The sequence below is a fragment of the Pseudomonas sp. GM49 genome (assembly GCF_000282355.1).
GTDB lineage: Bacteria > Pseudomonadota > Gammaproteobacteria > Pseudomonadales > Pseudomonadaceae > Aquipseudomonas.
The window spans coordinates 12,266-36,105 of sequence record NZ_AKJL01000098.1 but is presented as its reverse complement, the minus strand read 5'-3'; the positions used below and the strand labels follow the sequence as shown (position 1 = coordinate 36,105).

The following is a 23,840-nucleotide window of genomic DNA, read 5'->3' as shown; positions in this document are numbered from 1 at the left end:
GCGGCGGCGCGCCGGTGGTGTTCGAGCCGCACCCGACTTACGAAAACCTGTTCGGTCGCATCGAATACAGCACCGACCAGGGCGCGCTGTACACCACCTATCGGCAACTGCGACCGGGTGCCTTGCACCGGGCCAACGGCGGTTTCCTGATCCTTGAAGCGGACAAAATGCTCAGCGAGCCTTTCGTGTGGGATGCGCTGAAACGCGCCCTGCAATCGCGCAAGCTGAAAATGGAATCGCCGCTCGGTGAACTGGGCCGCCTGGCCACCGTGACCCTGACGCCGCAGCACATTCCATTGCAGGTCAAAGTCGTCATCATCGGTGCCCGTCAGCTGTATTACACGCTGCAAGACCTCGATCCGGACTTCCAGGAGATGTTCCGCGTCCTGGTGGATTTCGACGAAGACATCCCGATGGTCGACGAGAGTCTGGAGCAGTTCGCCCAGTTGCTCAAAACCCGTACTTCCGAAGAAGGCATGGCGCCGCTGACCGCTGATGCGGTGGCGCGCCTGGCGACTTACAGCGCGCGTCTGGCCGAGCACCAGGGGCGCTTGTCGGCGCGTATCGGTGATTTGTTCCAACTGGTCAGCGAGGCGGACTTCATCCGCCATCTGGCCGGCGATGAAATGACCGATGCCGGGCACATCGAACGGGCACTCAAGGCCAAGGCCACGCGGACCGGGCGGGTTTCGGCGCGGATTCTCGACGACATGCTGGCCGGGATCATCCTGATCGACACTGCTGGCGCGGCGGTCGGCAAGTGCAACGGCTTGACCGTGCTGGAAGTCGGCGACTCGGCCTTTGGTATTCCGGCGCGGATTTCCGCCACGGTGTACCCGGGCGGCAGCGGCATTGTCGACATCGAGCGCGAGGTCAACCTCGGCCAGCCGATTCACTCCAAAGGCGTGATGATCCTCACCGGGTATCTGGGCAGCCGTTATGCCCAGGAATTTCCGCTGGCGATTTCCGCAAGCATTGCCCTGGAGCAATCCTACGGTTATGTCGATGGTGACAGTGCTTCCCTGGGCGAGGCCTGCACCCTGATCTCGGCCTTGTCGAAAACCCCGCTCAAACAGTGCTTTGCCATCACCGGTTCGATCAACCAGTTCGGCGAAGTGCAGGCGGTGGGCGGAGTCAACGAGAAGATCGAGGGCTTCTTCCGTCTGTGCGAAGCCCGCGGGTTGACCGGCGAGCAGGGGGCAATCATTCCTCACGCCAACGTCGCCACGCTGATGCTCGACGAGAAGGTGCTGGCGGCGGTGCGTGCGGGGCAGTTCCATGTCTACGCGGTCCGTCAGGCCGACGAAGCCTTGAGTTTGCTGGTCGGCGAGCCGGCCGGCGAGCCGGACGAGAATGGCGAATTCCCTGAAGGCAGCGTGAACGCACGGGTAGTGGAGCGCCTGCGGGTTATCGCGGAAATGATCAGTGAAGATGATCTGAAGGAAGCCGAGAAGGAATTGGCGCAAGAGGCGTTGGCAGAAACCAAACCGGCTTGATACCTATTTGATTTGAAGCCAGGCAACTCCATTGTGGGAGCGGGCTTGCTCGCGAAAGCGTACTGTCAGTCAGCATTAATGTTGAATGATGTACCGCTTTCGTCGGAACGCCGCCCGGAGCAAGCCCGCTCCCACATTTTGTCTATGGAATACCCCAAAAACGCCGTCAAAATGACGTCAATATTCACACGGTGACCGCTCGGCACCTTCTGGTCTCGCCTGGCTTCCAGGCCAGACTTTTCTTCTATTCTCAGCTCAGGGATATCGACAGTAATCACAGGATCGAAACAGCCTTCACATGGGGGCTGAATACCGGATCTACCGAGGGTCGCCGCCATGTCGCGCAACCTCTGCCTTACCCGTCAATGCCTGGGCCTTGTGACCCGTATCGAGTGTGCCATCCGTCCATTGGCGGGAGATACGGGCATGTGGACTCTGCTGTTCGCCGCCGGAATGGCCGGTGAACAACCTTCGGCCATCAAGGCCCAAGGCCCGTTTCACGGTCCATTCGTCGCTGAATCAATCCTCGATACCATCGTTGAAAGCCTGACCTTGCACGGCTACGAGTTGGCCGACGATCCGCAAATCTGGTGTCTGCACCTGCAAGCCCAACTGCGGGAAATCAACGGTGGTCGCTGCCGAAACGTGGGCGGCTTCGAGTTTCACCCCGAGCACTGAGTCGCACTATTGATCAAGGCGCGTCATGTCGGCCTTGTCGAGTTTGACCTCGAAACCATATTGCACCGTGGCGAGGTCAGTGCGCCGATAGGTTTCCAGGCGCGTAGGCTGCCCGTAGAAGTAATGCACGGCAAACTGTGCCGGCCCTTGTGCGCTCGCGCCATGGCTGACTGATAGAATTTCCTTCAAGTAATTGCCAGTGTCGTCCTTGGCGAAAAAGCGCCAGTCCTGGGCGGGAAATTCCTTCAGATCAACCACCAGAGCATTGGTTTTTAGCTCAAGGCCTTTGGGCAGTTGGCGGGCATCGACGGTTTTTTGCTCGACTGTGGCCAGGAACAGCGGTATCGATCCCACCGCATAGGCCGGTGTTTCCGGAAACAGATTCAGATCGTAGGTAATGGTGCCGCGCAGGGGATCGATCTGGTACGCCTGGGGCGGCAACTCGATCGGCTCGTCGCGTTTGCCGCTCGCGTCTTCGGTAAAGAAGCTCACCGGACTTTCTCCGGGGTTGAACGATGTGCCGAGCAGTTCATCGTTGAAGCTGCGCAGATGAGTGAATTCGATTCGCGCCGCGCTGGGGTCATCGACCGATTGATTGATGCTGACGTTCTTTTTCAGTTGATCCTCACTCAGCGTTGCCCCTTTCAGCCAGTCCACCGCCTGGTCGTCATAGACCACCACGGGCAGGTTCAGGGGCTGGATGGACTTGTCCGTGGTGATGGCATCGAAGCGCCGGATCGGCAGGTCGAGGTCCTTGCGGGTGACCGTGACGGCGGAAAAGTCCAGCATGCTGACTTCGAGCGTTTCGATCGTCCCGTTGAAGTACACCTTCGAATAATGTCGAGCCTGCTGTTTCTCAAAGTTGCGTTGTTCTTCGTCGAGCTGTTTTTCCAGGGTCTCGCTCCAGCTCTTTTGCTGCTGCATCTTGGCCAGCTGCTGCTGATAGAAGGCAATTTGTACCGCGGTTTCGTTGATTGAGCCGGCGCGCGAGATGAATTGCCCGGTGCTGTCCCTGGCCTGGACGATCAGCGGGTTCAGCGGCGTTTCACTGACTTCGGGGGCCAGCGGCGCGCTGTTGTTGTATTCGATTTCCGCGTAGTTGTTCGTCAATGTGAGCAGGGTGACGCTCAGGTTGTCATTGGTGCGAGTCTGGCCTACGTCCTTTTTCGTCAGGTCGAAGCTGTAGAGGCGGCGTGGCGCGATGACTTCGACTTTGCCTTGCAGGCTCACCGGTTGCGGTTGCTGCTTTCTGTCGATGTCGAGGCCTTCGATGAAGGGATAGGCCACGGTCAGGTCATCGGGGTTGGTCAGGTTGGAACTCGAAGGACTCAGCTGGATGCCGGGGTCGGTTTCCGACCATTCCGGCTGGAACGCAATCACTCGTTTGTTGCTCAGGGTGACCGACTGCCATTCCAGGCCATGGGGAAACAAAAACGCGGCAGGAACGCTGAACGTGAAGGGAAACACCGGTTGCAGATCGATCAGGTAGTCGGAGCTGGAGTCCTTCTGCAGCACGAACAACCCGTTGATGTAGGTGTCGACCAGGGCCTGCGGGCTCGGGTAGTGCTTGAGCATGGCGAGGGCGTCTTCGCCGTATTCGGTTTCAACCGGTTTGCTGTCGAGCTTGAGTTGTGCGCGTTCGAGCAGCAGCAGTGAGCCGCCCAGCTCCGACACGGCATCCTTGAGTTTCGGATCCTGGATGGCGTCCAGTGACTTTTCGAACTGCGCGGTTTTTTCTTCGAGGCTGACCTGACGTTTTTCATCGCTGGGTGAGCAGCCGCTTAGCAGCAGCGCCAGGCAAATTCCGGCACTCGTCAAAGTCAATCGCACATCCATTTCCAGTCTTCCTGTCCGGCATCACTGAGCAGTCAATGATTTGGACACTAGCAGAAAAACTTTGATACACCGGCGCAGGTGGCGGATTTTTCGACGGTTTCTGACTGCTTCTGGGTATAGACCGGCGGCTGGTATACTCGCGGCCATTTTTAAGTCTGCATGTGAGATTCAATGGAACGCTTTATCGAAAATACAATGTACGCCTCGCGCTGGCTGCTGGCGCCGATCTATTTCGGTCTGTCCCTCGGGTTGCTGGCGCTGGCACTGAAATTCTTCCAGGAAGTCTTCCACGTCATCCCGAACGTGTTTTCGATGGCCGAATCGGACTTGATCCTGGTGCTGTTGTCGCTGATCGACATGGCCCTGGTGGGCGGTTTGCTGGTGATGGTGATGATTTCCGGCTACGAGAACTTCGTCTCGCAACTGGACATCGACGACAGTAAGGAAAAGCTCAATTGGCTGGGCACCATGGACTCTTCGTCGCTGAAGATGAAGGTGGCTGCGTCGATCGTGGCGATCTCGTCCATTCACCTGCTGCGCATCTTCATGGACGCCAAGAACGTCGATCCCGAGCATCTGCAGTGGTACGTGATCATCCACATGACTTTCGTGGTGTCGGCATTCGCCATGGGTTACCTGGATAAAGTCACCAAGCACTGATTTCAACTTCCATTGTGGGAGCGTGGCTTGCCCGCGATGGCATCACCTCGGTCTAACGATGAACCGCAGTGGTGCCATCGCGGGCAAGCCACGCTCCCACAGGGTTGCAAAACAGACGGGCGGCGTCGTTTGTGGCTTGTGCTTTGATGCGTCGAGGCCTATCCCTGTAACTATGTTGGCTCGCCACTGCGTGAGGTGCGTTCATGACCCTGCAAGAGTTGAATGCGTATGCCGTCGCCGGGAAGGTCGATGAGCTGAACCTGATCTCCATGGAGGGGGGCATCTACCTGCTGGAAGCAAGGATGCATGGCGCGGCGTACCCCCTGAGCGATACGCACGGCCATATGGTGAGCCTGCGTTCGGTGGAGCACGCCCGTGATGTGCTGCGCTCCTTTCCCAAGTTGCATTTCAACCTTGTGCACACGGTCGTGCATGACGAAATGTGCGGGCTGGTTGCCGATGTGGAGGAAAACCTGAAGGTGCCGATCGCCTGACGCCCCTCATCAATGGCATGACATCTGTGCTAGTCTGCTGGCCCTTTTGGTTCCGGGCGCTCCGGGACGCGCTGTGCACGCATGGCAAGTTCCCGAGCCGTCCGCACAGCGGAGCAGTGTCATGTCCGAAGTAAATCTGTCCACCGACGAAACCCGCGTCAGCTACGGTATTGGCCGTCAGCTGGGCGATCAACTGCGCGACAACCCGCCACCAGGCGTAAGCCTGGACGCGATCCTGGCAGGTCTGACCGACGCGTTCGCCAGCAAGCCAAGCCGTGTGGGTCAGGAAGAAATGTCCGCCAGCTTCAAAGTCATCCGCGAAATCATGCAGGCCGAAGCTGCAGCCAAGGCTGAAGCGGCCGCTGGCGAAGGCCTGGCTTTCCTGGCTGAAAACGCCAAGCGTGAAGGCATCACCACTCTGGCTTCCGGCCTGCAGTTCGAAGTTCTGACCGCTGGCGAAGGCGTCAAGCCATCCCGTGAAGACACCGTGCGTACTCACTACCACGGCACTCTGATCGACGGCACTGTGTTCGACAGCTCCTACGAGCGCGGCCAGCCTGCGGAATTCCCGGTTGGCGGCGTGATTGCCGGCTGGACCGAAGCCCTGCAACTGATGAATGCCGGCAGCAAATGGCGCCTGTACGTGCCGAGCGAACTGGCTTACGGCGCTCAAGGCGTTGGCGGCATCCCGCCGCACAGCGTACTGGTGTTCGACGTCGAACTGCTCGACGTTCTGTAAGACCTGGCCCGATATAACGTCGGGCTAATGTGGGAGCGACGGTGCGGCGATCCGACTTGCTCGCGATGGCGGTGTGTCAGTCAATGTATCTGTGATGGAACATCCGCTATCGCGAGCAAGCTCGCTCCCACAGTTTTTTACGGTGATTCATATTTCGATCTTGTGGTGCAGTTCACTGTGCGGGCGCAATGCCCGGGCATAGCAGAACAGAAACAGATTGCGCACCAGTTCCTTGAGCACCACCGGCTCGCTGGAACTCAGGCTGCTGACGTCCAGGTCACCCTGATCCTGCAGTTCGTTCAAGGCTTCCTCTTCAAGCACGGCACAGACTTCCCCGGTTTCCCGATGCAGGATCCTGAGGTAAGGGTGTGGTCGGTCCAGCCAGGCATCGATCAAATAAGTCATGGTTCTCATCTCCACTGAGGGTTTTATGAGAATAATTCTTATTCATTAAATAGCAAGGGCCTATTGGCGGTTTGCACTTTTTTCCAGGTAAAGATTGCGTCAAGTCAAAACGACCGGCGTTTGGCTATTGCGAGGAGTTACTGGGCGAAGCGGGGAGGGGGAGGCACCATCCCACGCCGGGCGCGGGATGGAGGACAGCAGGGTCAGACTTTTCTGACGAACTCGGACTTGAGTTTCATCGGGCCAATGCCGTCGATCTTGCAATCGATGTCGTGATCGCCATCGCACAGACGGATGTTCTTGACCTTGGTGCCTACCTTGACCACCAAAGACGTGCCCTTGACCTTGAGGTCCTTGATCACGGTGATGGTATCGCCGTCCTGCAGGACATTGCCGACCGAATCCTTTTTCACTGCGTCATCGGACGCCGCTTCGGCTTCACTGCTGGCGGACCATTCGTGGGCGCACTCGGGGCAGATCAGCTGGGCGCCATCTTCATAGGTGTATTCGGAATTGCATTTTGGGCAGGGTGGCAGCGTGCTCACTAAGGCTCCTTGGATTCAGGATCGCTAAAAAGCGCACATTGTATAGGGTTTTAAGCGGGAGAGGGCGGAAGGTGCGATGTGTTACCTGTGGGAGCGAGCTTGCTCGCGATAGCGGTGTGTCAGTCAACACCAAAGTCGACTGTCAGATCGCAATCGCGAGCAGGCTCGCTCCCACAGAGTTTTGCAGTGTTTTCAGTGCGTACGCGCGACCGCGAACTCGCTCAGTTCAACCAGTGCATCGCGGTATTCGCTGGCAGGCAGCACCTCGAGGCACTTGATCGCGCGGGCCACATAATCGCGGGCCAGTTGCGCGGTGTACTCCAGCGAACCCGAGACTTCCACGGCTTCGCGGATGCTTTCCAGATCTTCGATTCCGCCTTTCTGGATCGCCTTGCGCACCAGGGCGGCCTGTTCCGGCGTACCTTCGCGCATGGTGTAGATCAGCGGCAGGGTCGGCTTGCCTTCGGCCAGATCGTCACCGACGTTCTTGCCCAGGGTTTCGGCGTCGCCTTTGTAGTCAAGGAGGTCGTCGACCAGTTGGAAGGCCACGCCCAGGTGGTCACCGAATGTACGCAGGGCTTCGGCCTGTTCCGGCGTGGCTTCGCACAGGGCCGCAGCACTATGGGTCGAGGCTTCGAAGAGCATCGCGGTCTTGCCGCGGATGACTTCCATGTAGGTTTCTTCGGTGGTGCTGGCGTCACGCACCTTCGACAGCTGCAACACTTCGCCTTCGGCGATGATGCGCGTGGCCTGCGAAAGGATCTTCATCACTGGCATGGAACCCAGTTCGACCATCATTTCGAAGGAGCGCGAATACAGGAAGTCACCGACCAGCACGCTTGGTGCGTTGCCCCACATGGCGTTGGCGGTCGAGCGGCCACGGCGCATGCCGGACATGTCGACCACGTCGTCATGGAGTAGGGTGGCGGTGTGCAGGAACTCGATGGTCGCAGCCAGCAGGCGCAGTTCGTCGCCTTCGCGACCCAGGGCCTTGCCACACAGCAGTACTAATAAAGGACGCAGGCGTTTGCCGCCGGCCGAGGTGATGTAATCACCGATTTTCGATACAAGCGGCACGCGCGAAGTCAACTGCTTCTTGATGATGTCGTCGACGGCGCTAAAATCGTCCGCCACCGCGCGGTAGAAAGCTTGGGGTTGCATCAGCGACAGTCCGCTCCAGAAGGGTTGCGCGGCATGCTAGGACCCACGTCCGGGCCTGTCAAGGCGCGATGGACGGCCCCTTGCAAGGCGCTCGTGCCTTGCGTACAATCGCGCACCCTGAACTTCCTGGGCAGCACCTGCCTTACGCAATTGCAAACGGGCCTCCAGCCCCATGCAGCCATGCCAGCCAATACCTCTTCTTATAAAGAGCTGGGTGAGCAGGATTATCGGAGAAATACCATGTCTTATGCAGTAATCGTTACTGGCGGCAAGCAGTACAAAGTCGCCCCAGGTGAATACCTGAAGATCGAAAAACTGGAAATCGCTACCGGCGAATCCGTTACCTTTGATCGCGTTCTGTTGGTTGCCAACGGTGACGACGTGAATATCGGCGCTCCAGTTGTTGCTGGCGCTACCGTTGTGGCTGAAGTGATCTCCCAAGGTCGTCACGATAAAGTCCGCATCATCAAGTTCCGTCGTCGTAAGCACCACATGAAGCGTATGGGCCACCGCCAGTGGTACACCGAGATCAAAATCACCGGTATTCAGGCTTAATTTCAGCCTAATTCCTCACTAGGAGAATTGAACTCATGGCACACAAAAAAGCTGGTGGTAGTACCCGTAACGGTCGCGACTCAGAAGCCAAACGCCTTGGCGTGAAGATGTATGGCGGCCAGGCTATCAAAGCAGGCAACATCATCGTGCGTCAGCGCGGCACCCAATTCCACGCTGGCTACGGCGTTGGCATGGGTAAAGATCACACCCTCTTCGCTAAAGTCGAAGGCGTGATCAAGTTCGAAGTAAAAGGCGCCTTCGGTCGTCGTTACGTGAGCGTAGTCGCGGCTTAATTGCGCGATCGCTGGAAAAGCCCTGTCTCGCGACGGGGCTTTTTCGTTTGTGGGGTGAGTCTCTTGCAAAGCTGTTTGCATGGGCTGTCGGCGTACGATGTAGGTGTCGTGGTTTGGGGTCGCTGCGCTCATTTTTGCAAGAGTCTTATGTCTTGATTGTTTTTCGGCTCGTCCGTATGGCGAGAGGCGTTTGTTATGAAGTTTGTTGATGAAGTATCGATTCGAGTAAAGGCTGGTGACGGCGGCAATGGCTGCATGAGTTTCCGTCGCGAAAAATTCATCGAAAACGGTGGTCCTAACGGCGGTGATGGTGGTGATGGCGGTTCCATCTACATGATGGCCGACGAAAACCTCAATACCCTGGTGGACTACCGTTACACCCGGCACTTCGATGCCGAGCGTGGCTCCAACGGCGGCAGCACCGACTGCACCGGTAAGAAGGGTGAGGATCTGATCCTGCGTGTGCCGGTTGGTACCACGGTGATCGACTCCGCCACTCAGGAAGTGATCGGCGACCTGACCAAGGCTGGTCAGAAACTGCTGGTTGCACACGGTGGCTGGCACGGACTGGGCAACACCCGTTTCAAATCCAGTACCAACCGTGCGCCACGCCAGACTACGCCAGGCAAGCCGGGCGAGCAGCGTGACCTGAAGCTGGAAATGAAAGTGCTCGCGGACGTCGGTCTGCTGGGCTTGCCGAACGCCGGTAAAAGCACCTTTATCCGTTCGGTGTCGGCCGCCAAGCCGAAAGTTGCCGACTATCCGTTCACCACGCTGGTACCGAACCTGGGTGTGGTTAGCGTTGATCGCTGGAAAAGCTTCGTGGTCGCGGATATTCCGGGCTTGATCGAAGGCGCTTCCGATGGCGCGGGTCTGGGTATTCGCTTCCTCAAGCACTTGTCGCGTACTCGCCTGCTGCTGCATCTCGTCGACATGGCGCCGCTGGATGAAACCAGTGCCCCGGACGCTGCAGAGGTCATCGTTAGTGAGCTGACCAAGTTCAGTCCGTCCCTGGCGGAGCGCGATCGCTGGCTGATCCTGAACAAGTGCGACCAGATCCTTGATGAGGAGCACGATGCCCGCGTCAAGGAAATCGTCGATCGCTTGGAGTGGACGGGTCCGGTTTACGTGATCTCGGCGATTGCCAAGCAGAACACTGAGCGCCTGTGCCACGACATCATGCGTTACCTGGAAGATCGTGCCGATCGCCTGGCCAACGACCCAGCCTACAAGGAAGAGTTGGCTGAGCTCGATCAGCGCATCGAAGACGAGGCCCGTGCCCAGTTGCAGGCGCTGGACGACCAGCGTGCCCTGCGTCGCAGTGGCGTGAAGTCGGTCCACGACATCGGCGACGATGATTGGGACGAAGAAGATGTGGATGATGAAGACGGTCCGGAAATCATTTACGTGCGTGACTGATTCGTTGCGATAAACTTAAGCGCCGCTCAATCGAGCGGCGTTTTGGTATCTGGAAATCGATTGTTGGTCACGAATAACCACGAATAACGTCACGGGCAGTGCCAGGTCGCGCTGCCCTCAAGCTAAGGTTGAAGATGATGCGGAGCAAGGTGACAGGTGCGCAGCGTTGGGTCGTGAAGATCGGCAGCGCTTTGCTGACGGCGGACGGCAAAGGCCTGGATCGCGCGGCAATGGGTGTCTGGGTTGAGCAGATGGTGGCCTTGCATGAGGCGGGTGTCGAGCTGGTGCTGGTGTCCTCCGGGGCAGTAGCGGCCGGCATGAGCCGTTTGGGCTGGACCTCGCGACCCAGTGCTATGCACGAGCTTCAGGCCGCTGCTGCAATCGGCCAGATGGGGCTGGTGCAGGCCTGGGAGTCGAGCTTTGCCGAGCATGGCCGGCATACCGCACAGATTCTCCTGACCCATGACGACCTGTCCGACCGCAAGCGCTACCTGAATGCCCGCAGTACCCTGCGCGCACTGGTCGAGCTCAAGGTCATTCCGGTGATCAACGAGAACGACACCGTGGTCACCGACGAAATCCGTTTTGGCGACAACGACACCCTGGCGGCGCTGGTGGCGAACCTGGTCGAGGCGGACTTGCTGGTGATCCTCACGGATCGCGATGGCATGTTCGACGCCGATCCGCGCAACAATCCGGATGCCCAGCTGATTTACGAGGCGCGTGCCGATGATCCGGCGCTCGACGCGGTGGCGGGCGGTACGGGCGGAGCGCTGGGGCGTGGTGGCATGCAGACCAAGCTGCGTGCTGCGCGTCTGGCGGCTCGTTCTGGAGCTCATACCATCATCGTTGGTGGGCGTCTTGAGCGTGTGCTGGATCGCCTCAAGGCGGGCGAGCGCATCGGCACCTTGCTGTCGCCGGAGCGCGGCATGCTGGCGGCACGCAAGCAGTGGCTGGCCGGTCATCTGCAAACCCGTGGCACCCTGGTGCTGGATGCGGGGGCGGTGACGGCGTTGTCCGAGGGTAACAAGAGCTTGCTGCCGGTTGGGGTGAAGCTGGTGCAGGGTAGCTTCCGTCGCGGTGAGATGGTGGTGTGCGTGGCGCCGGACGGTCGTGAGATTGCCCGGGGCCTGGCCAACTACAGTGCGCTGGAAGCACAAAAAATCATCGGTCAGTCGTCTGAGGCGATTGTCGGTCTGCTGGGTTACATGGCGGAGCCGGAACTGGTTCACCGCGATAACCTGATTCTGGTTTGAAGGAATACCTGGATGTGCATGGCAAAAGGATTGTTGGGGCTGCTGTTGGCGCTGCCGCTGCTGGCTTCGGCCGAGGAGATTGGTCAGGTCTCGACGGTGTTCAAGTTCGTCGGGCCAAATGACCGGATCGTGGTCGAGGCTTTTGATGACCCCAAAGTCGAAGGTGTGACCTGCTATCTCTCGCGCGCCAAGACGGGTGGCGTGAAAGGTGGTCTTGGATTGGCTGAAGATCGTGCCGAGGCGTCCATCGCTTGCCGGCAGGTCGGGCCTATCAGCTTCAAGGGCGAGCTCAAGGATGGCGACGAGGTGTTCAAGGAGCGCACATCGCTGGTGTTCAAGACCATGCAGGTGGTGCGCTTCCTCGACAAGAAGCGCAATACGCTGGTGTATCTGGTGTACAGCGATCGCTTGATCGAGGGCAGCCCGCAGAATGCGGTGACGGCGATTCCGATTTTGCCGTGGGCACACGCCCAATAATTTGACGCAAAACAAACTGTGGGAGCGGGCTTGCTCGCGAATGCGGATATCCAGCCAGCACAAGTGCTGAATGTTAATCCGTCATCGCGAACAAGCTCGCTCCCACAGTTTTTTATGTGCCCATCAAATCGCAGGCAATAAAAAACCGACCCTGAGGTCGGCTTTTTAATGAACGAGTCGCTTAGGCAGCAGCGGCAACGTTCAGGGCCTTGACGTGGCCATTCAGGCGGCTCTTATGACGAGCGGCCTTGTTCTTGTGGATGATGCCTTTATCGGCCATACGGTCGATAACTGGCACAGCCAGAACGTAAGCGGCTTGAGCTTTGGCAGCGTCTTTTGCGTCGATGGCTTTAACTACATTCTTGATGTAGGTACGAACCATGGAACGCAGGCTGGCGTTGTGGCTGCGACGCTTCTCAGCCTGTTTTGCACGTTTTTTGGCGGAAGGTGAGTTGGCCACCGTCGAGCTCCTCGAAAGACTTTTTAGGAAATAGCAAACAAAATAGGCCGCGAATCATGCCGATGAGTTGAAGTCTTGTCAAGGGCGCTTGAAACGTTCCGCTAAGTGGTAGGCGTGGTGCGACGGGATATTTCTTTCCGGCGTGTGACCTGTAAACTCGCGAGCTTTGGCTCTGTGCTGTTGCGGCGCGGAGTATCGCACAAGTAGGCGCGTAGTTCGCCTGCTGTTTATCGACAGGCACAAACTCTTTCCATGAATCTGCTCAAATCGTTGGCCGCCGTCAGCTCTATCACAATGCTTTCCCGGATTCTGGGGTTTGTTCGTGACACCCTCATTGCGCGCGCATTTGGCGCGGGAATGGCGACCGACGCCTTCTTTATCGCCTTCAAATTGCCCAATCTGCTGCGGCGGATCTTTGCCGAGGGGGCGTTTTCCCAGGCGTTCGTGCCGATTCTTGCCGAATATAAAAGCCAGAAGGGTGAAGAGGCGACCCGAACCTTCATTGCCTACGTTTCGGGCCTGCTGACGCTGGTGCTGGCGCTGGTCACGGTGTTGGGCATGATCGCCGCGCCGTGGGTCATCTGGGTGACAGCACCGGGTTTTACCAATACCCCGGAAAAGTTCGAACTGACATCAAGCCTTTTGCGGGTGACCTTTCCCTACATCCTGCTGATTTCCCTGTCGTCGTTGGCCGGCGCGATCCTCAACACCTGGAACCGCTTTTCGGTGCCAGCCTTTGTGCCGACCTTGCTCAACGTCAGCATGATCATCTTTTCGGTGTTTTTGACGCCGTACTTCGACCCGCCGGTGATGGCGCTCGGCTGGGCGGTTCTGGCGGGCGGCCTGGCGCAATTGCTCTATCAGCTGCCGCACCTGAAAAAGATCGGCATGCTGGTGCTGCCGCGCCTGAATCTGCGCGACACTGGCGTCTGGCGCGTCATGAAGCAAATGCTGCCGGCCATTCTCGGGGTATCGGTGAGTCAGATTTCGCTGATCATCAACACTATTTTTGCCTCGTTCCTGGTCGCCGGTTCAGTATCCTGGATGTATTACGCCGATCGTTTGATGGAGCTGCCATCCGGCGTGCTGGGCGTGGCGCTGGGGACGATTCTGCTGCCGACCCTGGCCAAGACCTATGCCAACAAGGATCGTCACGAGTATTCGCGTATCCTCGACTGGGGCCTGCGCCTGTGCTTCGTCTTGGTGCTGCCTTGCTCCCTGGCATTGGGGATTCTGGCGGAGCCGCTGACGGTTTCACTGTTCCAGTACGGGCAGTTCAATGCGTTTGATGCATCGATGACCCAGCGTGCCCTGATCGCTTATTCGGTCGGTTTGCTCGGAATTATTGTGATCAAGGTGCTGGCCCCTGGCTTTTATGCGCAACAAAACATCCGTACACCGGTAAAAATTGCGATTTTCACCCTGGTGGTCACCCAGCTGTTCAACTTGATGCTGATCGGGCCGCTGGCTCACGCGGGCCTGGCCCTGGCGATCAGTGCCGGCGCCTGCCTCAATGCCGGGTTGTTGTTCTATCAGCTGCGCAGGCAGCAGATGTACCAGCCGCAACCGGGCTGGGCAAAGTTCGGTTTCAAGTTGCTGGTCGCGGTGGCCGTGATGTCCGCGGTACTGTTGGGTGCGATGCACTTCATGCCAGCCTGGGACCAGGGGCACATGCTCGAGCGCTTCTTGCGACTGGGGGCGTTGGTAGCGGCGGGTGTGGTGGCTTATTTCGGCATGTTAGTGTTGATGGGTTTCCGTTTGCGCGACTTCAATCGCAAGGCACTGGAATAGAGGTTCTGGCCTCGATAAGCACGGGCGAGCCGGCGGTTTTGTCGGCTCGATCACTTTGGGTTGCGGTGTTGCCTGTCGTCGGCCGCCGGGTGTGGTTATAATCGACCACTTTATGAGCAAGAAGCGCGTTATGCAGCTGGTTCGAGGCCTCCACAATCTGCGCCCTCAGCATCGGGGCTGTGTCGCCACTATTGGCAACTTTGACGGTGTACACCGTGGCCACCAGGCTATCCTGGCGCGGCTGCGTGAGCGCGCGCTCGAGTTGGGCGTGCCCAGCTGCGTGGTGATTTTCGAGCCGCAACCGCGAGAATTCTTCGCTCCGGAGACCGCACCGGCCCGTCTGGCCCGCTTGCGGGACAAGCTGCAGCTGCTGGCGGCAGAAGGCGTCGATCGTGTGCTGTGCCTGGCGTTCAACCAGCGCCTGAGCAAGCTCAGCGCCAGCGAGTTCGTCGATACCATTCTGGTGGATGGCCTTGGCGTCCAGCACCTGGAGGTCGGGGATGATTTCCGTTTCGGCTGTGACCGAGCGGGAGATTTCGATTTCCTGCAACAAGCCGGCATCGTTCAGGGCTTTACCGTCGAGGCGGCGCAAACCGTTGAGCTGGACGGTATTCGCGTCAGCAGCACTCAGGTCCGCAATGCCCTGGCCGCAGCTGATTTTGCCTTGGCCGAGCGACTGCTAGGTCGGCCGTTCCAGATTACCGGGCGGGTGCTGCACGGCCAGAAGCTGGCTCGCCAGTTGGGTACGCCCACGGCCAACATACAACTCAAGCGCCGTCGCGTTCCGCTTTCCGGGGTTTACCTGGTCAACGTCGATATCGACGGCAAGACCTGGCCAGGCGTCGCCAACATCGGCGTGCGGCCAACGGTACAAGGTGATGGCAAGGCCCACCTCGAAATACATCTTTTGGATTTTGCCGGCGATCTGTATGACCGGCGTTTAACGGTGGTTTTCCACCACAAGCTGCGTGAAGAGCAGCGTTTCGCCTCTCTGGAGGCGCTGAAAACGGCGATCAATGCGGATGTCGCCACCGCCCGTGCACTAGCCGCACCTAGCGCCCATCGCTAATGAAGAGCCTTAAATGACCGACTATAAAGCCACGCTAAACCTTCCGGACACCGCCTTCCCAATGAAGGCCGGCCTGCCACAGCGCGAACCGCAAATCCTGCAGCGCTGGGACAGTATTGGCCTGTACGGAAAGTTGCGCGAGATTGGCAAGGATCGTCCGAAGTTCGTCCTGCACGACGGCCCTCCGTACGCCAACGGCTCGATTCACATCGGTCATGCGCTGAACAAGATTCTCAAGGACATGATCATCCGTTCGAAGACCCTGTCGGGTTTCGACGCGCCTTATGTTCCGGGCTGGGACTGCCACGGCCTGCCGATCGAGCACAAAGTCGAAGTGACCCACGGCAAGAACCTGGGCGCGGACAAGACCCGCGAACTGTGCCGGGCCTACGCCACCGAGCAAATCGAAGGCCAGAAGTCCGAGTTCATCCGTCTGGGCGTGCTGGGCGACTTCGCCAACCCGTACAAAACCATGGATTTCAAGAACGAGGCTGGTGAAATCCGTGCCCTCGCCGAAATCGTCAAGGGCGGTTTCGTGTTCAAGGGCTTGAAGCCTGTGAACTGGTGCTTCGATTGCGGTTCGGCCCTGGCTGAAGCGGAAGTCGAGTACGAAAACAAAAAGTCCTCGACCATCGACGTGGCCTTCCCGATTGCCGACGAAGCCAGGCTGGCTGCTGCATTCGGTCTGCCAACCCTGGGCAAACCGGCTTCGATCGTGATCTGGACCACCACCCCGTGGACCATCCCGGCCAACCAGGCGCTGAACGTTCACCCGGAATTCAACTACGCCCTGGTCGACGTCGGCGACAAGCTGCTGGTGTTGGCTGAAGAGCTGGTCGAGTCGTGCCTGGCGCGCTACTCGCTGGAGGGTTCGGTCATCGCGACCACCACCGGTAAAGCGCTGGAACTGATCAACTTCCGTCACCCGTTCTACGACCGTCTGTCGCCGGTTTACCTGGCCGACTACGTTGAACTGGGCGCCGGCACCGGCGTGGTTCACTCTTCGCCAGCCTACGGCGTGGACGACTTCGTGACCTGCAAGAAGTACGGCATGGTCAACGACGACATCCTCAACCCGGTACAAAGCAATGGCGTTTACGTGCCGTCGCTGGAATTCTTTGGCGGCCAGTTCATCTGGAAGGCCAACCCGGCCATCGTCGACAAGCTGACCGAAGTCGGTGCGCTGCTGCACACCACCATCATCGAACACAGCTACATGCATTGCTGGCGCCACAAGACCCCGTTGATCTACCGCGCCACCGCGCAGTGGTTCATCGGCATGGACAAGCAGCCGACCACCGGCGACACCCTGCGCCAGCGTTCGCTCAAGGCCATCGAAGAGACCCGGTTCGTTCCAGCCTGGGGCCAGGCGCGCCTGCACTCGATGATCGCCAACCGTCCGGACTGGTGCATTTCCCGTCAGCGTAACTGGGGCGTGCCGATCCCGTTCTTCCTGAACAAGGAAAGCGGCGAGCTGCACCCACGTACCGTGGAGCTGATGGAGGAAGTCGCCAAGCGTGTCGAAGTCGAAGGCATCGAGGCCTGGTTCAAGCTGGACGCCGCTGAGCTGCTGGGCGATGAAGCGCCGCAGTACGACAAGATCAGCGACACCCTGGACGTCTGGTTCGACTCGGGCACCACGCACTGGCACGTTCTGCGCGGTTCGCACCCGATGGGCCACGAAACCGGTCCACGTGCCGACCTGTACCTGGAAGGCTCGGACCAACACCGTGGCTGGTTCCACTCGTCGTTGCTGACCGGTTGCGCCATCGACAACCACGCACCCTATCGCGAGCTGCTGACCCACGGCTTCACTGTCGACGAGTCCGGCCGCAAGATGTCCAAGTCTTTGGGCAACGTGATTGCGCCACAGAAAGTCAACGACACCCTGGGCGCTGACATCATGCGTCTGTGGGTCGCTTCGACCGACTATTCGGGCGAAATGGCGGTTTCCGAGCAGATCCTGCAGCGCAGTGCGGACGCCTACCGGCGTATCCGTAACACCGCGCGCTTCCTGCTTTCGAACCTGACCGGCTTCAACCCGGCCACCGACCTGCTGCCGGCCGAAGAAATGCTGGCACTTGACCGCTGGGCCGTGGACCGTACCCTGCTGCTGCAACGCGAGTTGCAAGAGCACTACGGCGAGTACCGCTTCTGGAACGTGTACTCGAAGATCCACAACTTCTGCGTGCAGGAGCTGGGCGGCTTCTACCTCGACATCATCAAGGACCGCCAGTACACCACTGGCGCCGACAGCAAGGCCCGCCGTTCGTGCCAGACAGCGCTGTTCCACATCTCCGAGGCGCTGGTGCGCTGGATCGCGCCGATCCTGGCGTTCACCGCCGACGAACTATGGCAGTACCTGCCGGGCGAGCGTAACGAGTCCGTCATGCTCAACACCTGGTACGAAGGCCTGAGCGAACTGCCGGAAGGCTTCGAGCTGGGTCGCGCCTACTGGGACCGCATCATGGAAGTGAAGGTTGCGGTCAACAAAGAGATGGAAATCCAGCGCGCAGCCAAGGCTGTCGGTGGCAACCTGCAAGCCGAAGTGACGCTGTTCGCCGAAGACGCGCTGACTGCTGACCTGGCCAAGCTGAGCAACGAACTGCGTTTCGTGCTGATCACCTCAACTGCCAGCGTTGCACCGTTTGTGAAGGCACCAGAGGACGCGGTCGTTACTGAAGTCAGCGGCCTGAAGCTGAAGATCGTCAAGTCGGCCCACGCCAAATGCGCCCGTTGCTGGCACTGCCGTGAAGACGTCGGCGTGAACCCGGAGCATCCGGAAATCTGCGGTCGTTGCGTGGATAACATCAGCGGCGCTGGCGAGGTTCGTCACTATGCCTAATGCTGTTGGCCGTTTCGGACGGCTGAGCTGGCTCTGGTTGAGTTTGCTGGTCCTGGTCATCGACCAGGCCAGCAAGTTCTACTTCGAAGGCAAGCTCCAGATGTACCAGCAGATCGTGATCATCCCCGATTACTTCAGCTGGACCCTGGCCTACAACACTGGCGCGGCCTTCAGCTTTCTGGCTGACAGCTCCGGCTGGCAGCGCTGGCTGTTCGCATTGATCGCTGTCGTGGTCAGTGCGGTGCTGGTGGTTTGGCTCAAGCGTCTGGGGCGTAACGAGACCTGGCTGGCGGTTGCGCTGGCACTGGTGCTCGGCGGGGCGCTGGGCAATCTGTATGACCGCATTGCCTTGGGCCATGTGATCGATTTCATTCTGGTGCATTGGCAGAACCGCTGGTATTTCCCGGCGTTCAACTTTGCCGACAGTGCAATCACTGTAGGCGCTGTCATGCTGGCACTGGATATGTTCAAAAGTAAAAAGACCGGAGAAGCCGTTCATGACTGAACAGGTATTGGTTGAGCAACGTATCGGCCAGAACACGGAAGTCACCTTGCATTTCGCATTGCGCCTGGAGAACGGCGACACGGTGGACAGCACCTTCGACAAATCCCCGGCGACTTTCAAGGTCGGTGACGGCAACCTGTTGCCAGGTTTCGAAGCGGCCCTGTTCGGTTTCAAGGCCGGTGACAAGCGTAAGCTGAGCATCGAGCCGGAAAACGCCTTCGGCCAGCCCAACCCGCAAAACGTGCAGGTTATCCCGCGTTCGCAGTTCCAGGACATGGAACTGTCGCAAGGTTTGCTGGTGATCTTCAACGATGCGGCCAATACTGAATTGCCGGGTGTGGTTAAAGAGTTCGATGATGCGCAAGTGACCGTCGACTTCAACCACCCGCTGGCAGGCAAGACACTGACCTTTGACGTGGAAATCATTTCCGTCAAAGCGCTGTAAGGCATCATGGGGCAGCTACTGTTGCCACCTGACCCTGTGGGAGCGAGCTTGCTCGCGATGAGTGCCTGACATTCAATATTGATATTGACTGACACTCCGCCATCGCGAGCAAGCTCGCTCCCACAGTTTGTTTTTCATTGTTTTCGCGCGCAAGACACGAGGCACAGCATGCAAATCAAACTCGCCAATCCCCGTGGCTTCTGCGCCGGTGTGGACCGGGCGATCGAAATCGTCAACCGCGCCCTGGAAGTCTTCGGGCCGCCGATCTACGTGCGCCATGAAGTGGTTCACAATAAATTTGTCGTCGAAGACCTGCGCTCCCGTGGTGCGATCTTCGTCGAAGAGCTGGACCAGGTGCCGGACGACGTCATCGTGATCTTCAGCGCCCACGGTGTTTCCCAGGCTGTGCGCAGCGAAGCGTCTGGCCGTGGGCTCAAAGTGTTCGATGCGACGTGCCCACTGGTGACCAAAGTCCACATCGAAGTGGCGCGCTACAGTCGTGACGGCCGTGAGTGCATTCTCATCGGCCACGCCGGTCACCCGGAAGTCGAGGGCACCATGGGCCAGTACGATGCCAGCAATGGCGGCGCGATCTACCTGGTCGAAGACGAGAAAGATGTTGCGGCCTTGCAGGTGAACAACCCTGAAACGCTCGCCTTCGTGACCCAGACCACACTGTCGATGGACGATACCAGCCGCGTTATCGATGCCCTGCGTTCGCGCTTCCCGGCCATCGGTGGGCCGCGCAAGGACGACATTTGCTACGCCACGCAAAACCGTCAGGACGCGGTCAAGCAACTGGCCGACGAGTGCGACGTGGTGCTGGTGGTCGGCAGTCCGAACAGCTCCAACTCCAATCGCTTGCGCGAATTGGCAGAGCGCATGTCCACTCCGGCCTACCTGATCGACGGTGCCGAAGACCTGCAAAAGAGCTGGTTCGACGGTGTCGAGCGTATTGGCATCACCGCCGGCGCATCCGCCCCGGAAGTCCTGGTGCGCGGCGTGATCCAGCAGTTGCAGGCCTGGGGTGCCACCGGTGCCGATGAACTGGCCGGTCGCGAGGAGAACATCACGTTCTCGATGCCTAAAGAACTGCGCGTTCGCTCGTTGACCTGAGGTTTCTCCTTTTTTCGCATAACGGATGCTCAGCCTTGTCGCTACGCAGGCTGACGCGACCGGTCCGGGCCAACACCACTTGATGTTGGCTTACCGGTTCGCGAACAGCGCAAACGTGTAGCGTCCCTCCAATCAGTGACTCGCCCTGACCTCTGAAGCGTATTGAGCTTTCGACCGGACCGTTCCCCACTATCGACGCTCGTGCGCCGCTCTGGCGTTCGGCCAGCAGCGGATTGTTGCTGTCCATGTCCCCCTTGCCGCTGATATCCAGAATGATTCGCCAGCCCTGGCTCCAGTCTCCATTGATGCCGTGAATCACCACGGCCTGGTTGCGGACGATGGCTTCGGTCCGGGCGGTGCGAATACCACTGAAAAGAGCCTGTGCCGCTTGCTGTCTTTGGTTCGACTCGATCAGCGTTGCGAACGCCGGAGTAACCAGATGCAGAACAATTCCTGTAATTGCCAGTCCCATGAGCAGTTCGATCAGGCTGAAGCCTTGTTGCCGCATGACATTTCCCTCCGTGGCGTGCTGTGGCTCGCGCAATCCGTGCGCGAGAAATGGCAACGCACAGCATCGTTCGAACGTTGTGCTGCGCAACAGCAGGTATAGCCGAAGGAAACAGAAGGACCCGATGGAGCTTCGTACAAAAGGTTTCACGCTGATCGAGTTGCTGGTCGCGCTCGCGATTCTTCTGACCCTGCTGACTATGGCCGTCCCGGCGTTTACTCGTTCGACGCAAACAACCAGGGCTGATACCGAAATCGCTGACCTGCGACGAGCCCTGAATTTTGCCCGGCTCGAAGCCATCGATCGGGGCAATGCAACACGGGTGCGCCCGACGGCCGGTGGGGATGTCTGGAGTGGGGAACTGACGATTTACGACGGTACTGGCGCTTTGGCCAATGTATTACGGGTTGTTCCGGCGATGAGCAGCGGCACAACTCTGGCGCTAACCTCTGGCGTCACTGCCATCGATTTCAACAGTATGGGCGGATTGTCATCACCGTCCTCGGAGGTGGTGATCAGCTATGGGCGGGGAGCACAAGGCAGGACGCTGACCGTGTGTTTGAACGGACGAATTCTATTGGGAGGACATTGCGGATGAGGGCAGGGATGCAAGGTTCGCAGGGGGGCATGACGCTGGTCGAAGTCCTGGTGGCGTTAGTCATTTTGGGAGTGGGGTTGCTGGGCGCAGCGGCGTTTCAGCTCAATGCGCTGAAGTACACGGACAGCGCGCGCATGACCAGTCAGGCCAGTTTTATCGCTTACGACATGATGGACCGCATTCGCGCCAATGCCGCTGCGGACTACACCATTGCGCCTCCGGTTTCGGGCAATCCGGACGTTACCCGGGATCAGGACCTGTTTGACTTCAACGCCAACATTGTCAGCTCGCTCGGCGCCACCGCGACGGGCAGTGTCACCGTCAATCAGCAGGTGTACACCATCACGATTACCTGGGACGACTCACGGGCTGCGAATGCTGCCGATTCGCGGCGCAGCTTCGTCCTGAGCAGTCGCGCGGCCATTGATCCGGTGGTGATCCCGTGAGTCGCTGCAGCAGAGGTTTTAGCCTGGTCGAGTTGCTGATCGCCCTGGCATTGAGCCTGATCGTGGTGTTGGGCGTGGTGCAGGTTTTCATCGCGGCCAAGAACACTTATCTCAGCCAGAACGCGGCCGCGAACATGCAAGAGGACGCACGTTTCGTGCTGAGCAAAATGATTCAGGAAATCCGCATGGTCGGGATGTTCGGTTGCCTGGAAACGATCACCGATTCAAGTGAGAAAGGTGATTTCCATGCCAGTCAGCTAACGCCGATTCGTTGGGACAACGGCGGCCGCAAGTTGACGCTGGTTACGGCGGATGTCGGCGGCAATGGCGACAAACCGGACTGGACCGTGCTTTCCGATTGTCGAGACAATTCGACGGCCTACAGCGAAGGCCGGACGCCAGCGGCAGGGCAGCAGGCATTTCCGATCCGGCGTCTGACTTACAGCTTCAGCAACAACCAACTGCTCATGAAGGGCGGGGCCGCAGCACCCCAGGTATTGGTGGATAACGTCAGCGCTTTCGACGTGAGCTTCGGCTTGGCCAGCACGGCCACTGATCTGGCTGCTTCGCGCTACGGCAGCAACCCGTCGGACCCCGCGCTGATTCGTAGCGTTCGCCTGAGTCTGACCCTCTTCGATCCGAGCCACCGGGTGAGCGATCAAACCTTCAACGTGGTTGCCGCTCTGCGCAACCGCTTGCCATGAGGGAGTGCAATTGAATCGTTCTCTCATGACGTGTTACACCCAGCGCGGCATGGCATTGCTGGTCAGTCTGGTGTTCTTGCTCCTGCTGACATTGATTGGCCTTTCATCGATGCAGAGCGCGACCCTGCAGGAAAAAATGGCCGGTAGCGTCGCCCTGCGCAACCAGTCGTTTCAGAGCGCCGAGGCAGCGTTGCGGGTGGGCGAGAGTGGAGTACAACGGGAAAATTATGCGCTACCTGTTTGTAGCGGCCTCGTTCAATGTGCACCACCGTCCGAGTCCTCGACTATTACCGCAGCCGGTTTCAACGCCACTTCCGGAGTGACCTGGATTGCATCGGGCAACGGTTTTTATGGCGTGCAAAACATCGGTGTCAGCCGGGGAGCGGTAAATGTGCCAATCAATACCCCGGCGACCTTGTATCGGGTAACGGCAGTCGGCATCGCGGGTCATTCGCGCAGTGTGGTGGAGAGTATCTATGCGAAGTACTGAGCGACCTGTCAGGTTATGGTCACACCTGTTCGGTGTCGTCGTCGCGCTTGACCTGTCGATGTCGGCGCACGCAGCCACGCCAGCGGATTCGCCAGCGCTGAACCGGCCAACCTGTCTGGCGAATGGCAACTGGTACGGTTTTTACCACAGTAATCAGGGGTTGAAAGCCGTCTGCCTGAAGCTGCCCGATGCGATCAGCGTTAAGATGCTCGACAGCAACGACGATGGAGTAGTCGACAACAGCGATGCGCTCTCCGATGGCGTGATCTTTATCGGAGAGCATTCGACCCAGGACGCCAGCGGCAATGGCGGGGCCGTGAACGATTCCACTGGCGACGATACTCCGGGGATGGAAAAATCCGGCGGCAGCCGTCGCATCATGTGGCGACAAATACAGTAAGTGAGAGTTGATGCATGCGTAGTTCCAACCGCGGTTTTACCCTGATCGAAATCATGATCGTGATTGCGATCATCGGTATCGTCATGACCATTGCTGCCCCGAGTCTCACCGAATACCTGAACAAGGGTCGTCGCGCAGAAGTAGCCGGTCTGCTCTCGGAGCAGGCACAACTACTGGAGCGCTTCTACTCGCAGAAAAATGTCTACACCGATGCGACGGGCCTCAGTGCCGGCAATGATTACTACAGCATCACACCGACCCTGACCGATCAGACCTTTCTGCTGACGGCGGTGCGCAAGGCAGACTCGGGCATGGCCACTGACAAGTGCGGTGATCTGACCATCACAAACACTGGCGTGCTCGGTATGGTCAACGCGAAATCCGGCCTGACCAGCAAAGACTGCTGGGGGCGCTGAGTTTCTTTTCGGGTGCCTTTTGCACCCTCTGTC

The 23,840-nt window shown here is 58.8% G+C and carries 29 protein-coding genes; 22 read left to right on the top strand and 7 right to left on the bottom strand.

The window, feature by feature from the left end:
• Positions 1 to 1,496, top strand: a 1,496-nt coding sequence (locus PMI29_RS19435; RefSeq protein ID WP_007996448.1) for a Lon protease family protein, incomplete at its 5' end; no start/stop codon positions are given.
• 65 nt (positions 1,497 to 1,561) lie between these two features.
• Here the strand turns inward: PMI29_RS19435 and PMI29_RS0130000 are convergent.
• Positions 1,562 to 1,834, bottom strand: coding sequence for a hypothetical protein (locus PMI29_RS0130000; protein WP_033052221.1), 273 nt, complete (start codon positions 1,832 to 1,834; stop codon positions 1,562 to 1,564).
• Here PMI29_RS0130000 and PMI29_RS19440 point away from each other — a divergent pair.
• Positions 1,833 to 2,174 carry a PA4575 family protein gene (locus PMI29_RS19440; protein WP_007996446.1) on the top strand — a complete coding sequence of 114 codons (342 nt, stop codon included), beginning with the start codon at positions 1,833 to 1,835 and terminating at the stop codon, positions 2,172 to 2,174. The genes PMI29_RS0130000 and PMI29_RS19440 overlap by 2 nt on opposite strands.
• 6 nt (positions 2,175 to 2,180) lie before the next feature.
• Here the strand turns inward: PMI29_RS19440 and PMI29_RS19445 are convergent, their stop codons facing one another.
• Positions 2,181 to 4,010, bottom strand: a complete 1,830-nt coding sequence (locus PMI29_RS19445; RefSeq protein WP_007996445.1) for a hypothetical protein — start codon at positions 4,008 to 4,010, stop codon at positions 2,181 to 2,183.
• Between the two features lie 171 nt (positions 4,011 to 4,181).
• On the opposite strand from PMI29_RS19445, the gene PMI29_RS19450 reads away from it, so the two are divergent.
• The 3 genes from PMI29_RS19450 to PMI29_RS19460 all read left to right on the top strand — a co-directional run bounded on the left by PMI29_RS19450 (position 4,182) and on the right by PMI29_RS19460 (position 5,903).
• Positions 4,182 to 4,670 (top strand): TIGR00645 family protein, encoded by a 489-nt coding sequence (locus PMI29_RS19450; RefSeq protein WP_007990463.1) that lies wholly within the window; start codon positions 4,182 to 4,184, stop codon positions 4,668 to 4,670.
• Between the two features lie 203 nt (positions 4,671 to 4,873).
• Positions 4,874 to 5,164, top strand: coding sequence for a DUF6482 family protein (locus tag PMI29_RS19455; protein WP_007996443.1), 291 nt, complete (start codon positions 4,874 to 4,876; stop codon positions 5,162 to 5,164).
• 121 nt (positions 5,165 to 5,285) lie between these two features.
• Complete coding sequence (locus PMI29_RS19460; protein ID WP_007996441.1) at positions 5,286 to 5,903, top strand: FKBP-type peptidyl-prolyl cis-trans isomerase; 618 nt, start codon at positions 5,286 to 5,288, stop codon at positions 5,901 to 5,903.
• 147 nt (positions 5,904 to 6,050) lie between these two features.
• Here PMI29_RS19460 and PMI29_RS19465 read toward each other — a convergent pair whose 3' ends face one another.
• The 3 genes from PMI29_RS19465 to PMI29_RS19475 all read right to left on the bottom strand — a co-directional run bounded on the left by PMI29_RS19465 (position 6,051) and on the right by PMI29_RS19475 (position 8,014).
• Positions 6,051 to 6,308, bottom strand: a complete 258-nt coding sequence (locus PMI29_RS19465) for a PA4570 family protein (protein WP_007996439.1) — start codon at positions 6,306 to 6,308, stop codon at positions 6,051 to 6,053.
• A 203-nt stretch (positions 6,309 to 6,511) separates the two neighbouring features.
• On the bottom strand, positions 6,512 to 6,853 hold the full coding sequence (locus PMI29_RS19470) for a zinc ribbon domain-containing protein YjdM (RefSeq protein WP_007996437.1): 342 nt from the start codon (positions 6,851 to 6,853) through the stop codon (positions 6,512 to 6,514).
• Positions 6,854 to 7,045: 192 nt separating this feature from the next.
• Entirely contained in the window at positions 7,046 to 8,014 is a 969-nt protein-coding gene (locus PMI29_RS19475; protein WP_007996435.1) for a polyprenyl synthetase family protein, read from the bottom strand.
• Positions 8,015 to 8,254: 240 nt separating this feature from the next.
• Here PMI29_RS19475 and rplU point away from each other — a divergent pair, with 240 nt between their 5' ends.
• The 5 genes from rplU to PMI29_RS19500 all read left to right on the top strand — a co-directional run bounded on the left by rplU (position 8,255) and on the right by PMI29_RS19500 (position 12,014).
• Positions 8,255 to 8,569 (top strand): 50S ribosomal protein L21, encoded by a 315-nt coding sequence (gene rplU, locus PMI29_RS19480; RefSeq protein ID WP_003176051.1) that lies wholly within the window; start codon positions 8,255 to 8,257, stop codon positions 8,567 to 8,569.
• Positions 8,570 to 8,604: 35 nt separating this feature from the next.
• Positions 8,605 to 8,862, top strand: coding sequence for a 50S ribosomal protein L27 (gene rpmA, locus PMI29_RS19485; protein ID WP_003281574.1), 258 nt, complete (start codon positions 8,605 to 8,607; stop codon positions 8,860 to 8,862).
• A 195-nt stretch (positions 8,863 to 9,057) separates the two neighbouring features.
• Positions 9,058 to 10,281 (top strand): Obg family GTPase CgtA, encoded by a 1,224-nt coding sequence (cgtA, locus tag PMI29_RS19490; RefSeq protein ID WP_007970919.1) that lies wholly within the window; start codon positions 9,058 to 9,060, stop codon positions 10,279 to 10,281.
• A 137-nt stretch (positions 10,282 to 10,418) separates the two neighbouring features.
• The gene (proB, locus tag PMI29_RS19495; RefSeq protein WP_033052220.1) at positions 10,419 to 11,537 is read left to right on the top strand and encodes a glutamate 5-kinase; all 1,119 of its coding nucleotides are present in this window, start codon (positions 10,419 to 10,421) and stop codon (positions 11,535 to 11,537) included.
• Positions 11,538 to 11,549: 12 nt separating this feature from the next.
• A complete protein-coding gene (locus tag PMI29_RS19500) occupies positions 11,550 to 12,014 on the top strand; it encodes a CreA family protein (protein ID WP_007996431.1) in 465 nt (154 codons plus the stop codon).
• A 181-nt stretch (positions 12,015 to 12,195) separates the two neighbouring features.
• Here PMI29_RS19500 and rpsT read toward each other — a convergent pair whose 3' ends face one another.
• Entirely contained in the window at positions 12,196 to 12,474 is a 279-nt protein-coding gene (gene rpsT / locus PMI29_RS19505; RefSeq protein WP_007970922.1) for a 30S ribosomal protein S20, read from the bottom strand.
• 252 nt (positions 12,475 to 12,726) lie between these two features.
• Between rpsT and murJ the strand changes: the two genes are divergently transcribed.
• The 6 genes from murJ (at position 12,727) to ispH (ending at position 20,245) form a co-directional block, all read left to right on the top strand.
• Positions 12,727 to 14,265, top strand: a complete 1,539-nt coding sequence (murJ, locus tag PMI29_RS19510; RefSeq protein ID WP_007996429.1) for a murein biosynthesis integral membrane protein MurJ — start codon at positions 12,727 to 12,729, stop codon at positions 14,263 to 14,265.
• A gap of 130 nt (positions 14,266 to 14,395) precedes the next feature.
• Positions 14,396 to 15,334 (top strand): bifunctional riboflavin kinase/FAD synthetase, encoded by a 939-nt coding sequence (ribF, locus tag PMI29_RS19515; protein WP_007996427.1) that lies wholly within the window; start codon positions 14,396 to 14,398, stop codon positions 15,332 to 15,334.
• 13 nt (positions 15,335 to 15,347) lie between these two features.
• Complete coding sequence (gene ileS / locus PMI29_RS19520; RefSeq protein WP_007996425.1) at positions 15,348 to 18,179, top strand: isoleucine--tRNA ligase; 2,832 nt, start codon at positions 15,348 to 15,350, stop codon at positions 18,177 to 18,179.
• Positions 18,172 to 18,684: a signal peptidase II gene (gene lspA, locus PMI29_RS19525; protein ID WP_007996424.1), complete on the top strand. Its 513-nt coding sequence runs from the start codon at positions 18,172 to 18,174 to the stop codon at positions 18,682 to 18,684. The genes ileS and lspA overlap by 8 nt, the downstream gene beginning before the upstream one ends.
• Positions 18,677 to 19,129 (top strand): FKBP-type peptidyl-prolyl cis-trans isomerase, encoded by a 453-nt coding sequence (fkpB, locus tag PMI29_RS19530; protein ID WP_007996421.1) that lies wholly within the window; start codon positions 18,677 to 18,679, stop codon positions 19,127 to 19,129. The genes lspA and fkpB overlap by 8 nt, the downstream gene beginning before the upstream one ends.
• Before the next feature lie 168 nt (positions 19,130 to 19,297).
• Positions 19,298 to 20,245 carry a 4-hydroxy-3-methylbut-2-enyl diphosphate reductase gene (gene ispH, locus PMI29_RS19535; protein ID WP_007996419.1) on the top strand — a complete coding sequence of 316 codons (948 nt, stop codon included), beginning with the start codon at positions 19,298 to 19,300 and terminating at the stop codon, positions 20,243 to 20,245.
• Here the strand turns inward: ispH and PMI29_RS19540 are convergent.
• Positions 20,214 to 20,753 (bottom strand): GspH/FimT family pseudopilin, encoded by a 540-nt coding sequence (locus PMI29_RS19540; protein ID WP_007996418.1) that lies wholly within the window; start codon positions 20,751 to 20,753, stop codon positions 20,214 to 20,216. The two genes, ispH and PMI29_RS19540, sit on opposite strands and share 32 nt — an antisense overlap.
• Before the next feature lie 124 nt (positions 20,754 to 20,877).
• Here PMI29_RS19540 and PMI29_RS19545 point away from each other — a divergent pair, with 124 nt between their 5' ends.
• The 6 genes from PMI29_RS19545 to PMI29_RS19570 are packed head-to-tail and all read left to right on the top strand — an operon-like array spanning position 20,878 to position 23,807.
• Positions 20,878 to 21,351, top strand: coding sequence for a GspH/FimT family pseudopilin (locus PMI29_RS19545; RefSeq protein WP_007996417.1), 474 nt, complete (start codon positions 20,878 to 20,880; stop codon positions 21,349 to 21,351).
• Positions 21,348 to 21,797, top strand: a complete 450-nt coding sequence (pilV, locus tag PMI29_RS19550; RefSeq protein WP_007996415.1) for a type IV pilus modification protein PilV — start codon at positions 21,348 to 21,350, stop codon at positions 21,795 to 21,797. Before PMI29_RS19545 ends, pilV begins: the two co-directional genes overlap by 4 nt.
• On the top strand, positions 21,794 to 22,501 hold the full coding sequence (locus PMI29_RS19555; RefSeq protein ID WP_007996413.1) for a PilW family protein: 708 nt from the start codon (positions 21,794 to 21,796) through the stop codon (positions 22,499 to 22,501). Before pilV ends, PMI29_RS19555 begins: the two co-directional genes overlap by 4 nt.
• 25 nt (positions 22,502 to 22,526) lie before the next feature.
• Positions 22,527 to 22,991, top strand: a complete 465-nt coding sequence (locus tag PMI29_RS19560; RefSeq protein WP_443216447.1) for a pilus assembly PilX family protein — start codon at positions 22,527 to 22,529, stop codon at positions 22,989 to 22,991.
• A 58-nt stretch (positions 22,992 to 23,049) separates the two neighbouring features.
• Complete coding sequence (locus PMI29_RS19565) at positions 23,050 to 23,391, top strand: hypothetical protein (protein WP_238541645.1); 342 nt, start codon at positions 23,050 to 23,052, stop codon at positions 23,389 to 23,391.
• Positions 23,392 to 23,405: 14 nt separating this feature from the next.
• Entirely contained in the window at positions 23,406 to 23,807 is a 402-nt protein-coding gene (locus PMI29_RS19570) for a type IV pilin protein (RefSeq protein WP_007996409.1), read from the top strand.
• The last annotated feature ends 33 nt before the right edge of the window (positions 23,808 to 23,840 follow it).

Excerpts from the sequence above, each read along its gene's own strand:
- PMI29_RS19440 (WP_007996446.1), top strand. The coding sequence starts at position 1,833 with ATGTCGCGCAACCTCTGCCTTACCCGTCAATGCCTGGGCCTTGTGACC.
- PMI29_RS0130000 (WP_033052221.1), bottom strand. The coding sequence starts at position 1,834 with ATGGCGGCGACCCTCGGTAGATCCGGTATTCAGCCCCCATGTGAAGGC.
- PMI29_RS19445 (WP_007996445.1), bottom strand. The coding sequence starts at position 4,010 with ATGGATGTGCGATTGACTTTGACGAGTGCCGGAATTTGCCTGGCGCTG.
- PMI29_RS19450 (WP_007990463.1), top strand. The coding sequence starts at position 4,182 with ATGGAACGCTTTATCGAAAATACAATGTACGCCTCGCGCTGGCTGCTG.
- PMI29_RS19455 (WP_007996443.1), top strand. The coding sequence starts at position 4,874 with ATGACCCTGCAAGAGTTGAATGCGTATGCCGTCGCCGGGAAGGTCGAT.
- PMI29_RS19460 (WP_007996441.1), top strand. The coding sequence starts at position 5,286 with ATGTCCGAAGTAAATCTGTCCACCGACGAAACCCGCGTCAGCTACGGT.
- PMI29_RS19465 (WP_007996439.1), bottom strand. The coding sequence starts at position 6,308 with ATGACTTATTTGATCGATGCCTGGCTGGACCGACCACACCCTTACCTC.
- PMI29_RS19475 (WP_007996435.1), bottom strand. The coding sequence starts at position 8,014 with ATGCAACCCCAAGCTTTCTACCGCGCGGTGGCGGACGATTTTAGCGCC.
- rplU (WP_003176051.1), top strand. The coding sequence starts at position 8,255 with ATGTCTTATGCAGTAATCGTTACTGGCGGCAAGCAGTACAAAGTCGCC.
- rpmA (WP_003281574.1), top strand. The coding sequence starts at position 8,605 with ATGGCACACAAAAAAGCTGGTGGTAGTACCCGTAACGGTCGCGACTCA.
- cgtA (WP_007970919.1), top strand. The coding sequence starts at position 9,058 with ATGAAGTTTGTTGATGAAGTATCGATTCGAGTAAAGGCTGGTGACGGC.
- proB (WP_033052220.1), top strand. The coding sequence starts at position 10,419 with ATGCGGAGCAAGGTGACAGGTGCGCAGCGTTGGGTCGTGAAGATCGGC.
- PMI29_RS19500 (WP_007996431.1), top strand. The coding sequence starts at position 11,550 with ATGTGCATGGCAAAAGGATTGTTGGGGCTGCTGTTGGCGCTGCCGCTG.
- murJ (WP_007996429.1), top strand. The coding sequence starts at position 12,727 with ATGAATCTGCTCAAATCGTTGGCCGCCGTCAGCTCTATCACAATGCTT.
- ribF (WP_007996427.1), top strand. The coding sequence starts at position 14,396 with ATGCAGCTGGTTCGAGGCCTCCACAATCTGCGCCCTCAGCATCGGGGC.
- ileS (WP_007996425.1), top strand. The coding sequence starts at position 15,348 with ATGACCGACTATAAAGCCACGCTAAACCTTCCGGACACCGCCTTCCCA.
- lspA (WP_007996424.1), top strand. The coding sequence starts at position 18,172 with ATGCCTAATGCTGTTGGCCGTTTCGGACGGCTGAGCTGGCTCTGGTTG.
- fkpB (WP_007996421.1), top strand. The coding sequence starts at position 18,677 with ATGACTGAACAGGTATTGGTTGAGCAACGTATCGGCCAGAACACGGAA.
- ispH (WP_007996419.1), top strand. The coding sequence starts at position 19,298 with ATGCAAATCAAACTCGCCAATCCCCGTGGCTTCTGCGCCGGTGTGGAC.
- PMI29_RS19540 (WP_007996418.1), bottom strand. The coding sequence starts at position 20,753 with ATGCGGCAACAAGGCTTCAGCCTGATCGAACTGCTCATGGGACTGGCA.
- PMI29_RS19545 (WP_007996417.1), top strand. The coding sequence starts at position 20,878 with ATGGAGCTTCGTACAAAAGGTTTCACGCTGATCGAGTTGCTGGTCGCG.
- pilV (WP_007996415.1), top strand. The coding sequence starts at position 21,348 with ATGAGGGCAGGGATGCAAGGTTCGCAGGGGGGCATGACGCTGGTCGAA.
- PMI29_RS19560 (WP_443216447.1), top strand. The coding sequence starts at position 22,527 with ATGACGTGTTACACCCAGCGCGGCATGGCATTGCTGGTCAGTCTGGTG.
- PMI29_RS19565 (WP_238541645.1), top strand. The coding sequence starts at position 23,050 with ATGTCGGCGCACGCAGCCACGCCAGCGGATTCGCCAGCGCTGAACCGG.
- PMI29_RS19570 (WP_007996409.1), top strand. The coding sequence starts at position 23,406 with ATGCGTAGTTCCAACCGCGGTTTTACCCTGATCGAAATCATGATCGTG.